The 13,003-nt window shown below is 62.9% G+C and carries 3 protein-coding genes and 1 pseudogene; 1 reads left to right on the top strand and 3 read right to left on the bottom strand.

What is annotated here, in order from left to right:
• Positions 1–160 precede the first annotated feature (160 nt).
• The 3 genes from DXX3274_RS15450 to fes all read right to left on the bottom strand — a co-directional run bounded on the left by DXX3274_RS15450 (position 161) and on the right by fes (position 10,404).
• Complete coding sequence (locus DXX3274_RS15450; protein WP_042862160.1) at positions 161–8,734, bottom strand: non-ribosomal peptide synthetase; 8,574 nt, start codon at positions 8,732–8,734, stop codon at positions 161–163.
• Positions 8,735–8,818: 84 nt separating this feature from the next.
• Positions 8,819–9,037, bottom strand: a complete 219-nt coding sequence (locus DXX3274_RS15455) for an MbtH family protein (protein WP_042860533.1) — start codon at positions 9,035–9,037, stop codon at positions 8,819–8,821.
• A 59-nt stretch (positions 9,038–9,096) separates the two neighbouring features.
• Positions 9,097–10,404 carry an enterochelin esterase gene (gene fes / locus DXX3274_RS15460; RefSeq protein ID WP_042860534.1) on the bottom strand — a complete coding sequence of 436 codons (1,308 nt, stop codon included), beginning with the start codon at positions 10,402–10,404 and terminating at the stop codon, positions 9,097–9,099.
• Positions 10,405–10,717: 313 nt separating this feature from the next.
• On the opposite strand from fes, the pseudogene DXX3274_RS15465 reads away from it, so the two are divergent.
• Positions 10,718–12,926 (top strand): annotated as a pseudogene (locus tag DXX3274_RS15465) (TonB-dependent siderophore receptor).
• The last annotated feature ends 77 nt before the right edge of the window (positions 12,927–13,003 follow it).

Raw genomic sequence — 13,003 nt, forward strand, 5'->3', positions numbered from 1 at the left:
CGCCGAAGGTACCGCGCCAGCGGCACAGTTTAGCCCCCAGCCAGTGGTCAAGGAGAGGTGGCGTTTGAACCTCTCCTTGTCGTGCGTGCGATGAAGCGGCAAAGAAATGACACCGCTTATCCCGCACGAAACTATTCACTGACCAGACAAACTTCACCATTCATAAAACAACATAGCTGTTTGTCAGCAGCCTATTCAGCAACGGCCCCAGATTTTCCAGCGACGCCGGCGACAGGATGTCCGCGTGCTCGCAAAGCTGAGGATACTGCGTCAGCGTGCTCACATACGGCGCCCAGGTAGCGTCAACATCCATGTCAGCCGGCAGCGTGCGGGTCGCCACAAACAACGTGGCGTCGCCTGCGTAGCGGGATGAATGGGCTGATGACAACAACCGCACCGCATCCTGATAGTTAGCGACAATGTTGCCGAACATCGCCGCCCGCTCCGCCCGCAGTTGCGGATCGTCCTCAACCTGCATGTCGTCCATAAAACCGGCCTGTTCACGCGCCACTTCCTCGCGGGCATCGGCTTCGTCCGGCGCTGCCCAATCCTGTCCTTCCGGCGGATAGGTATCCAGCAGGCCGAGGAACGACACCGTTTCGCCCGCCTGTTGCAGCCGTGCCGCGATACCATGCGCCAGCGTACCGCCCAGCGAATAGCCCAGCAGGAAATACGGCCCCTGCGGCTGAAGGCGCCGAATGGTCGCCAGATGCCGATCGCACATCTCATCCACCGATTCGCAGCGGGCGATCACCCCGTCAGGTCGCGGCGATTGCAGCCCGACGATCGGGTAATCTCCGTCCAGATAACGCAGTAGCCCCGCGTACTGCCAGGCAAAGCCGGACGCCGGATGCAGGCAGAACAACGCCGGTCCGCGACCGGAACGCAGCGGCAGGGTTTCGCCGTTGCCGTCCTGACTGCTGTCGGTGTCGCCCTCCACCAGCGCGGCGATGCTGGCTACGCTGCGCGCCGCCATGATCTGCCCGACCGTCAGCGAACGCTGCAACTGACGGCGAATCTCGGCCGCCAACCGCATCGCCAGCAACGAATGACCGCCCAGCGCGAAGAAATCGTCCTGTGCCGATACCGTCTCGCACGCCAGCAATTCGATGAACAACGCGGCGATCGCCCGTTCGACGTCCGTCTGCGGCGCGCGCCCGGCGGCCTGCTGCCCGGCGGGCGCCGGCAGCGCCTTGCGATCCAGCTTGCCGTTGGCGCTGAGCGGGAATGACGTCATCAGCACGTAACTCACCGGCACCATATGTGCGGGCAGTTGCTGCGATAGCGCCTGTTGTAATGAGGCGATATCCAGCGTGCTCCCCGCCTGCGGCACCAGCCAGGCCACCAGTTGCCGGGCATCGGCGCCGTGCAGGCGGGTCTGTTTTCCGCCCAGCTCGCGCGCGCCGACCACCGCCTGCGCCACATCAGGCTGCGCCAGCAGCACCTGCTCGATTTCACCCAGCTCGATGCGCTGCCCGCGGATTTTCAACTGATCGTCGCTGCGGCCGAGATAATCCACCGTGCCGTCTTCCAGCCAGCGCGCGATGTCGCCGGTACGATACATGCGCTCGCCGGCGGCAAACGGGTCCGCCACAAAACGGCTGGCGGTCAGATCCGGCCGACGCAGATACCCCTGCGCCAGTTGAATGCCGCACAGATACAGATCGCCCGGTACGCCAAGCGGCACCGGTCGCAGCGCGCCGTCCAGAATGCGCAGTTGGGTGTTCCACACCGGCAGGCCGATGGGAATGCCCGGCAACTGACAGCGGTCCAACGCCTCGCCGGACGCCGGTTGCCAGGTGACGTCCACCGCCGCTTCGGTCGGGCCATAAAGGTTATGCAACGGCGCGCTGACCTGTGACTGCGTCATTAACAACTGATAGCTCACCGCCAGTTCGCGCGACAACGCTTCGCCGCTACAGAATACTCGCCGCAGACTGCCGCAGCCGATCTCCGCACGCGGGCGCGTCTCCAGCGCGCTCACCCAGGCCGCCAGCATGGAAGGCACGAAGTGCATGGTGGTCACCGCATAGTCGTTGATCAACTGCACCAGCGCATCCGGGTCGCGATGCGCATCCGGCGGCGCCATCACCAGCCGGGCGCCGACCATCAGCGGCCAGAAGAACTCCCACACCGAGACATCGAAGCTGCACGGCGTTTTCTGCAACACCACGTCATCCGCCTGCAGCGGGTACTGATGCTGCATCCACCACAAGCGGTTGACGATAGCCTGATGGCCGACCACCACCCCTTTCGGGCGACCGGTGGAGCCGGAGGTATAAATCACGTAAGCCGCCTGCTGTTCCGCTACCTGCGGCGACGGGTGACGCGGCGACTGGCGTTCATCCGCCAGCGTATCCAGCAACAATAACTCGGCCAGTTCGGCGAAGCGCGACTGCAAGCTGCTTTCGGTGATCATCAACCGGGGTTGCGCGTCCTCCACCATCAGCGCCAGTCGTTCATCCGGGTAGCCGGTATCCAGCGGCAGCCAGGCGGCGCCGGTTTCCAGAATCGCGTACAACGCCAGGCTGAGGCGCACCGAGCGCGGCAGCGCCACCGCCACGATGTCGCCGGGCCGCACGCCGGCGTCGATCAGCCGATCGGCCAACAAACGGGTCTGCCGTTGTACCTGACGGTAAGTCAGCTGATGCTGGCAATCCACCAGCGCGATGCAATCCGGCGTGCGTTGCGCCTGCGCCGCCAGCGCCTGGTGCAATGTGCCCGGCGGCACCGGCTGTTCGGTGCGGTTGACCGCCGCCAGCAGCGCCTGTTCCTCGGGCAGTTGCAGGTTCCAGGCCGACAATGGGTGCTCCGGCGCGGCCACCAGTTGCTCCAGCAGCAGCAACAGACGCTGCGCCAGCCGCTGCGGCTGCGCCACGCTGTCGCGGTACTCCATCAGCAACCGCAGCCGTTTGCCGGGCAACACCAGCAGCGTCAGCGGATAGTGGGTGTAACCCCGATTGTTGACCGCCTCGCAGCGCAGCGCCTGCCCCGCCTGACTCAGCTCATCGCCATCCGGGTAGTTCTCCACCACCAACAGCGTGTCGAACAGCGTGCCGGTGCCGGTCAGTTGCTGGATTTCCCCCAGCCCCACATCGTCGTGCTCAATCAGCTGGATTTGCTGCGCCTGCAGTTCGGCCAACTGCGGCAACAGCGCCCGCGACGCATCCAGCCGCACCCGTACCGGCAGCGTATTGCTGAACAGCCCGACCTGCTGGTTGATGCCGTCAATCTGACCAAACCGGCCGGACACCGGCGAGCCGAACAGCACATCGTCCGCGCCGCTGCCGGCGCTGAGCAGCATCCCCCAGATGCCCTGCATCACGCTGTTGAGCGTCAGACCATGCTGTTTGCACAGCGACAGTAACCCCTGTTCCAGTTGCGGTTCCGGCAACAGTTCCAGCTCGCGGACTTCGCCGTGATGCGGACCATCGCCGAACAGCAGCGTCGGGCGCGCCCCGGCCAGCACTGAGCGCCAGCGCTGACGCGAGGCCTCCGCGTCACGGGCCGCCAACTGACGAATGATGTCCGCATACGGCACCGCGTGCGGCGTCAACGCGCTACTGCCCTGATACAGCGCGGTGAACAGATCGCGCAGACAAACCGGGGTCGACCAGCCATCCACCACCAGATGATGAGCGTTAAGAAACAGCGTGTGCCGTTCCCCGTCCGCGTGGCTGACCAGCAAGGCGTGCAGCATTGACGAAGGCTGGTGGAACAGGTCACGCGCCAGCTCAGCTTTTTCCAGCGCCAGCAATGCATCGGCTTCCTCGTCTGCCGGCATCGCGGGTAAGGTCTGGTGATCCAGCGGCCAGTAGCAATGCTCGTCACGCAGGATCGGCAACACCTGCAACGGCGCTGACGCCTGTTCGGTATCGAAGCGCGCCGCCAGCTGTGGATGATGACGCACTACCGCCTCCAGCGCCTGACTCAATTGCGCTACCGACAGCGGGCCGCGCAGCGACAATCGGGTCAGCGAGTTATAACTGCCGGCGGCGTCCGCCAGTTGGGCGTGAAACAGCAGACCTTGCTGCAACGGCAACACCGGCAGCACCGCCGCCAGCGGCCCGTAGTGTTGACGCAAACGCTCCAGCGCCTCGTCGTTTACGCTGGCCTGCGCCACTTCGGCGGACACCAGCGTATCCGACAGCGGCGGATAACCCGCCAGCTCCCGCCACTCATCGATCGCCTGCGTCATGCCCTGATGCAGCGCCTCGATATCATCCGCCTCGAACACCCCCTGCGCCCATCCCCAGTGGATAGCCAGTTGCGGTTGTTCACCTTCATCGACGAAAATATTGATATCCAACGGATGGCTGAGCGGCATCTCCGGCGCCTGCGCCACGGCAAAGGCATCGCGGAAATAGCGGTCACTGCGGCGCGGCGACCAGGGTCCTTCGCCCGCCTCAAATCGTCCCAGATAGTTGAACAGGATCTCCGGCGCGTTTTCTTCCAGCGTCGCCAGTTCCCCGGCGCTTTGCGCGTCCAGATAGCGCAGCACGCCGTAACCGACGCCGCGATCCGGCACCGCCCGCAACGCGCCCTTCACCGACCGCAGGATGGCCCAGGGCGTGGCGGCCTGCTCCGCCGGCGCGGCAATACACACCGGGTATTCGGCGGTCAGCCAGCCAACCGTACGTCCAAGATCGAGTCCATCCGTGGTATCGATACGTCCGTGGGATTCCAGCGCCAGCCGCAGCGGCCGTACGCCGAAATGACGATGGCAGGCCAGCATCAGCGCGCCCAGCAGGATTTCGTCCACCCGCGCCTGATAGCGCTCCGGCAGGGTCGTCAGCACCGCGTGAGTCAACCCGGCGTCCAGCACCCGGCGCGCCAGCTGTCGGTGCTGTTCCTGATCACGCGACGGATCGAGACGTCGCTGCCCCAGTCGCGGCAGCGACGCCGTCAACGCGGATTGCCAGAACGGCAATTCGGCGCGCCGCGCCGTCGCCTGCTCTTTCAGGCTGGCGGACCAGTCGTACAACGAGCACTCTTCGACAGGCAACGCGGCCGGTTGACCGGCCATCGCCGCCTCGGCCGCCTGACGCAATTCCGGCAGCAGTACGCGCCACGATACGCCGTCCACCACCAAGTGGTGGACAACCAGCACCAGCCCGCAGGCGCGGTCGCCGCGTTGCAGCAGTACCGCCTGCATCATCCGGCCCGCCGCCGGGTCGAGACGCGCCACCGCCGTTTCAAACGCCCGTTCGGCCGCCGCGTCAACCGGCTCCTGCGCCGCCAGCGTTTCGCGGTGTACCGACACGGTCGCTGACGAAGAGGCTTCAATCACCAGTTGTCCGTCGCGGGTCAGCGCGCTCAGCGCCGGATGCGCCTGCGCCAGCGCCGTCAGCGCCTGTGTCAGGTGCGCCGGTTGCAGCGCGTCGGGTACCGACAGGAACACGCCGTGGGCAAACTGACGCTCGATACCCGCCAGTCGGGCGAAGCTGTGCACAATCGGCAGGCCGTCCACCACGCCATGCCGCACCGTGCGCGCCGGCGCAGAAATGGCCGCCAGCGGCTGCATCGCCTGCGCCATACGCGCCGGCGTGCGTTCGGCAAAAATCACCTTCGGCCGCAGTTGCCAGCCGGCGCGACGCAACAGCGTGCCCAATCCCATAGCGGAAATGCTGTCGCCGCCCAACGCGAAGAAATCCGCCTCCGCACTCACGCTGTCCAGCTTCAGCAGGCTGGCGATGGACTGGCAAATCAGCCGTTCCTGTTCGTTGGCCGGTTCGCGCCCGGCCACCGCGGCGGCCTGCTGCGGCTTCGGCAACGCCTGACGGTCAATCTTGCCGTTGACGGTCAGCGGCAACTCCGCCATCACCATCAGTACCGCCGGGATCATGTAATCCGGCAGTTGCTCCGCCAGTTGCGCCAACAGGCGAGCGGCAACATCCGGTTGTTCGCGGATGGCGTCGTCCGGCACCGAGCAATAGCCAATCAGCCGGTACGTCGCGCCAAGCGGTTCAGCGATGACTACCGCGGTGCTGACCTCAGCCAGCGCCACCAGCGCGTTTTCCACTTCACCCAGCTCCACGCGGAAGCCGCGTACCTTGATCTGGTGGTCAACACGGCCGATAAACGCCAGCTGACCGTCATGACGCCAGCGCATCAGATCGCCAGAGCGGTACATCACCGCGCCCGGTATAAACGGACAGGCGACAAAGCGCGTGGCGGTGAGATCCGGGCGGCGCAGATAGCCGCGCGCCAGCCCCGGCCCGGCGATGTACAGCTCACCGGGCACGCCCACCGGCACCGGACGCAGTTGATTGTCCAGCAGCCAGACCCGGGTGTTGGCGACCGGCTGACCGATAACCGGCTGATCCGCCACCGTGACCCGCGCGCCCAGGGTATCGATGGTGTATTCCGACGGCCCGTAGTAGTTATGAATTTCCATTTGCGGATGCTGACGCATCAGTTGCCACAGCCGCGGCGTGGCCGCTTCGCCGCCGATCATGATGAATGCGGGCTGGTGGTTATCCGCCTCCAGCAGGCCGCTGTCGATCATCTGGGTGAAGAACGACGGCGTGATGTCCATCAGGTCGATGGGCGTCTGATTAAGATGCTGCACCAGCGCCCAGGCGTCTTTACGCAGTTCTTCGTCGAAAATGTGCAGTTCGCTGCCCATCATCATGCAAAACAGCGGTTCCCACGAGGAGTCGAAGGAGAACGACGCGGTGTGTCCGGCGCGCAGGCGGCGGCCGTGCTGCTGTGAGAAACGCGCTATCGCCGGGCCGAACAGGAAGCTCGAATGGGACATCATCAGGTTGAGCAAGCCGGCGTGGGTGCTCATCACCCCTTTCGGCTTTCCGGTGGAGCCGGAGGTATAGATCATGTAGGCCAGATGTTCGCCGCACAGCGGCTCGCACCGTTCCGCGTCCGTCACCAGGTGTGTGGGCAACCGGGCGCATTCGGCCCGCAAGGCGGCGTCATCCAGACACAGCACCTGCGGCAGTTCCGGCATCTGCGCGCGCACGGCGCTGTGGGTCAGCAACAAAGCCGGACGCGCGTCGTCGCACATCAGCGCCAGACGCTCACGCGGATAATCCAGATCCAGCGGCATGTAGGCCGCGCCGCTGGTCAGCACCCCGAAAATCGCCACGACCGACGATACCGAGCGCGGCACGCCGATCGCCACCACATCCCCCGCGCCGATCCCTTGCGCCCTCAGCTTGCGCGCCAGCTGCATCACCCGCGCCGACAGCTCGCGGTAGCTGAGATGGTCGCGGCCGCAGGCAACGGCCAGCGCATCAGGCTGCTGCTGCACCTGCTGTTGCAGACAATCCAGCACCGAACGCAGCGTCGCCGGTATGGTCAGATGCGGGCCGCTGCCCCATCCGTCGATATGCCGCCATTCGCTGTCGCTGAGCAGGGACAGCGCGCCGATAGCCTGCTCCGGCTGCTGCACCAGTTGCGCCAACAGATGCTGTAAACGCTGCGCGTGCCCCTGCAGCGACGGGCTGTCGTAACGCGCCGGGTTGGCGACCAGTTCCAGTTGCAGCTCGCCATCCTGCACGCCGAGGGTAAATTCCAAATCGTCCACCGGCCCCATCGCCAGTACGTGCGTCGTCACCGGCGTGTTTCCCAGCGTCAACCCGGCGTTGTAGACCTTAAAGTTCATCACCGGCCCGTACAGCCCTTCGCTGCCGCCGACCAGACCGAGATCCCGTCGTAACTGCTCCGCTTCGTAACGCTGATGACGCCGCACCGCCCTGATTTCCGCCAGCAGCGTCTGAGTGGCGTCGATCAACGTCATATCTGGCCGTAGCGTCAGTTGCAACGGCAGCACATTGACCACCGGCCCACAGGCACACAGCGCCGCCGACCCCATCCGTCGCATGAACGGAAAACCGATGGACAGGCGCGATTCGCCGCTCATGCGGTAGAGGTAGACCGCCAGCGCCGCCATCGCGATCTCGGCCGGTTGCACCTTAGCGCCGAACTGTTGCTCCGCCAGCGCGACAAAGGGCGCCGCCGGTAACGTCACCCGCTGATGCAGGGTACGGGTTTCCGCCGACGCCGGAGAACAAACGTCCGCCGCCAGCGACACCGGCGCCGGCAGGGAGCCGGCGTGCTCGCGCCAGAATGCCGCCGCCTGCCGGCAGGCAGGCGAACGCTCCCACGCCTGATATTCCGCCACCACGTCGGCAAACGACGTAAACGGCGAATCCGTCGGCGTTTCGCCGACGCTGAGGGCGTTATACATCTCCACAATCCGTCGGGTCAGAGCATCAAAACTGAAACCGTCCAGCATCAAATGATGAAAACGCTGATACCAGAACCACCGCTCCGGCTGCGCCGACACCCGCATTATCACCTGACGATACAGCGGTTGCCCGCCATCGGCCGGCAATGGCGCCGCCAGATCCGCACGCATCAGCGCCCAGGCCGCCTGTTCGCCTTGCGCCGGATCGCTGAAATCCAGCCATTCCGGTTCGCGGATGCCCGCGGCATCCGGTGCGGACGGCAGCCACTGCACCGGCTCGCCGAGATCGTTCAGGCCAAAACGAGCCTGTACCGTATCCGCCTCCGCCAGCCCCTGACGGATGGCCGCCGACAGGCGAACCGGATCGACCGGGCCGCACAGCTCCAGCGCATGCGCCACGGCAAAGGCATTCGGCTGGCTGGCGATTTGATCGGCCATCCAGATACCGGGTTGGGCCGCTACCAGCGGCAGTTCCAGAGAATCCGCCGGATGCGCCGGCGTTAATTTGTTGGGTCGTTCTGATTCGATAGATGATTCAGCTTCGTTGAATAGCTCTGACACGTTGTTTTCCTTACTCCGTCAACGGAAACATTCCTGACTGGTGAACGCCGGTTAGGCTTCAGTGGTCCGCAGACTGGCCGGGCGCATGTCTTGCCAGTGGGTTTCGGTATAGGCGATGCACGCCTCACGGGGCTGCGGCCCATATACCGCGCGCCACCCCGCCGGCACCGCGGCAAACTCCGGCCACAGGCTGTATTGCTGCTGTGCGTTGACCAGTACCAGAAACGCCAGACGATCATCGTCAAACGGATTAAGTTGTTCCTGACTCATTGTTGTTACCTCGTGTTATTGAGCCGCCGCCGTCCGTCAGACGCCGGCAGCATGCATACTTAATCCCGGGACGCCGCCGGTAAGCCCGCGTCGCTCAGCAACCAACGGAAGCCGTCAATCAACCCGCCGCGCCAGCACAGGGTGTCATGCCCACCGGCATACACGCGCTGATGAACCCGATGCCCCGCCGCCGCCAGCGCGTCATGCATCTGTTGGTTGACGAAAGCGATATCGGCTTCGCGCCGCCCGGCTTCCTGAAAAATCACCAGCGGCGACGCCGTCCGCCCGCCCTGCCCTACCTGCGTGACCAGCACGCCGGGTTCCAACGTGTCGCGCAGGTCGAAATCGGTGATAAATTGCAGATTCGGCCACCAGAAAGAGCCGGACTGGGTCAATACGCGGCCGAAGCGCTGCGGCCAGTGCAGGCCGGCGTACAGCGCCGCCAGTCCGCCATAGCTCTGCCCGGATACCACCGTACGGTCCGGGTCGTCGCTGAACGGCGCCAGGCGCGCCGCCTGCGGCAATAATTCATCCTGTACCGCCTGCCAGAACTCGGCATCGCACGGCAGTTCCCGGCAGCGGGTTTCCCCGTCAATGGCATCAATAAACAACCAGACGGCAGGCGGCAGATTGCCCTGTGCGGTTTCCGCGTCCAGCGCGGCAAATAGCGGCGTTTCCTGCGCCCATTTCTGCCCGTCCAGCACGATGCACAACGGCCGCTGCGCCGGCGCGTCGCTGCTGCCGGTGACGTACAGCCAGATACGGCGCTGGTTGTCGAGCTGTTCGCTCTTCCAGTCAAATACCGTCAGTCGGGCTGCATCCGGCGCTAACGCCGAGCCGTTGTCCACCGCGCGCCAAGCCTGCTGCGACGGCGCCGCCGGCATGTGAGCGGCCGATAATTGTTCTCCCCACGGCTGACCCGGATTGAGCGGATCGGCGATCGCGCAGGGGAATAGCGAACACCACCACTCCCGTTGCTGTTCGTCACGCTGTTGCTCATCGTCGCTAAACACCGGCGGCAGTTGCGCCGCCACGATAGGAATCAGGGAATAGCTGCCGCGCCAGTCATGCTCGATGCTCATCGACCAGTGCCAGACATCGGTGCCGGGCAGCCGTTCCAGACTCTGCGGATTGGTGCTGTGGTGATCGGTCACGCCGTTGATATCGGCATACACCCGCCGGATGGCGGAATACCGTTCGTCACCGTCCGGATCGCGCCAGAGAAACGTCATCCGCACCCGCCCGGCATCCTGTACTTCCACCAGTGGCGTTCCCAACCTGACAACCTGTTGCCACCAGACCTCTTCCCCTGCCTGAGGCGATGACAAAAGTGTTGCGGCGAAACCTGACGGCTGTGCTGCCGGCATCAAAACCTCCCGGGGTCTGCCCCTTTACGTTTTTCTTACATTTAATTAACCAATCTAATGAGTTGGTTGGATGATTTACAATTCTATAGACAAGAGAAATAATATTGAGAACCATTTACATTTGCAATAAGATGCAATTCCCGATTTTTGGCGGGATAAACAAACTCATACTCCGGTCACAAAACACGCCAACAAAAATTAACATGATGAATTTAAAGTCAATTAATTGATTGAATGGGATGAATGACAAGACCGGCGAATATAAAGCCTGAAACACACAAAAAATAAGGTCTTTCACAGGAGGGGATAACTGATGCATAGCACCAGGAATGAACAATTAAAAAAATTAAAGTCTTGGCAGGGAAATAAAAAAGCGATGCCAGCCGTGCTGGCGTCCACTCTGCTGATGGCGGCACACGCGCAGGCGGCCGAAACCACCAGCACCGACACCATGATTGTGTCGGCCAACGCCGGTGAAAGCGTCACCGCGCCGCTGAAAGGCATCGTGGCGAAAGAAAGCGCCTCCGGCACCAAAACCAGCACCCCGCTGATAAAAACCCCGCAAGCGGTCACCGTTGTGACCCGCGACCAGATGGACGCGCAGGCGGTTTCCTCCGTTTCTGACGCGCTGAACTACTCCAGCGGCGTAGTCACCAACTACCGTGGTTCTTCCAACCGCAACGATGAAGTGATCGCCCGCGGTTTCCGTTACGCGCCGAAATTCCTCGACGGCCTGAGCTACGGTCTGAGCGGTCAGGGCGCCGCGCTAGGGAAAATCGATCCCTGGTTGCTGGAGCGAGTGGAACTGGTGCACGGCCCGGCCTCGGTGCTGTACGGTCAGGTTAACCCCGGCGGGCTGATCAGCATGACCAGCAAACGCCCGACCGCCGAAACCATCCGCAAGGTGCAGTTCAGCGCCGGCAACCAGCATTTGGGCGAAGCGGCGTTTGACTTCGGCGGCGCGCTCAACGACGACAAAACCCTGATGTATCGCCTCAACGGCATCGCCAGCACCCGCGATGAATTCGTCAAGGATTACAAAGAGAAACGTGTCGCCATCGCGCCTGCGATCACCTGGCTGCCTAACAGCGACACCAGCTTTACGCTGCTGACCAGCTACCAGAACGATCCGAAAGCCGGCTACCGCAATTTCCTGCCGAGAATCGGTACGGTGACCGAAGCCAGCGCTGGCTATATTCCAGAGGACCTGAACGTCAGCGACCCTAGCTACAACCGCTCAAAACGCGAACAGGTCGGCATCGGTTATATTTTCGATCACTCCTTCAATGACAACGTTTCCTTCCAGCAAAACCTTCGCTATTCCCAGTTGCGGGAACGCTACAAGTATCTGGTTTATAGTACGAGCAAACCGGAAATCTCCGATACTTCGCTGGCCCGCCGTCAGGTACGTGAGGAGCTGGACGCCGATGAACTGGGGCTGGATAACCAGATTAAGGTCAAATTGGCAACCAGCGAGGTGGAACATACCCTGCTGGGCGGCCTGGATTACAAATGGCAGGACCGCGATTACAACTACTGGCGCAACATGGGCGACCAGTACAACTTCGACTGGGCGCACCCCAGCTATGGCGGCTCCTATCTGGTGGATGATAGCCAGTTGTCACTGAACCAGTCTTACAAGAAAAAACTCGATCAGGTCGGCGTCTATCTGCAAGACCAGATGGAATGGAATCAGTGGAATCTGCTGCTGTCCGGCCGTCATGACTGGAGTGAAGTACGTACGCAGGATCGCACCACCAGCACCACGACCCACGCAAAACGACAGCAAATTCACCGGCCGCGCTGGTCTGCTGTACGCCTTCGACAACGGCATTTCACCGTACGCCAGCTACAGCACCTCGTTCGAACCCAACCTGGATTCCGGCGCGCCGGGCACGCCAGCCTTTAAACCGACCACCGGTGAGCAGAAGGAAGTGGGGGTGAAATTCCAGCCCAAGGGCAGTAATACCCTGCTGACCGTATCGCTGTTCGATATCACGCAGAAAAACATCACGTCGTACAACAGCGTGACTAAATACAACGAGCAGATCGGCAAGGTGAAATCCAAAGGGGTGGAAACCGAAGTTCACTCGCAACTGACGCCGGAAATCAACCTGATGGCGGCCTACACCTATACCGATGCGGTCACCAAGGAAAGCTACACCGCCAGCCAGGTCAACAAAGCGCCGTCATCTATTCCACGTCATTCCGCTTCCGCCTTGGGCAGCTACAGCTTCCAGAATGGTCCGCTGAAAGGCGTCACGCTGGGCACCGGCGTGCGTTATATCGGTTCTACCTACGGCGATAACGCGGAGAGCTTCAAGGTACCGGCTTACACCCTGTACGACGCGATGGCGCGTTATGAACTGGGCTCGCTCGCCTCGCAACTGAAAGGCGCTGCGGTACAGCTGAACGTCAACAACCTGACCGATAAGCGCTATGTGGCGTCGTGCGGTGGTGATACCGCCTGCTTCTACGGCAGCGGACGCACGGTCGTCGCCACGGTTAGCTACAGCTGGTAATACGCGGCAGGGCGGGGTTTCCCCGCCCTGCGGTGACGCCTGCGCGCCACCATTTTGTTCACTCACGACATAAGGAT

Source organism: Dickeya sp. NCPPB 3274 (assembly GCF_000406205.1).
Lineage (GTDB): Bacteria > Pseudomonadota > Gammaproteobacteria > Enterobacterales > Enterobacteriaceae > Dickeya > Dickeya fangzhongdai.

Bases quoted from the DNA above. Each gene is read 5' to 3' on its own strand.
- fes (WP_042860534.1), bottom strand. From the start codon at position 10,404: ATGCCGGCAGCACAGCCGTCAGGTTTCGCCGCAACACTTTTGTCATCG.
- DXX3274_RS15455 (WP_042860533.1), bottom strand. From the start codon at position 9,037: ATGAGTCAGGAACAACTTAATCCGTTTGACGATGATCGTCTGGCGTTT.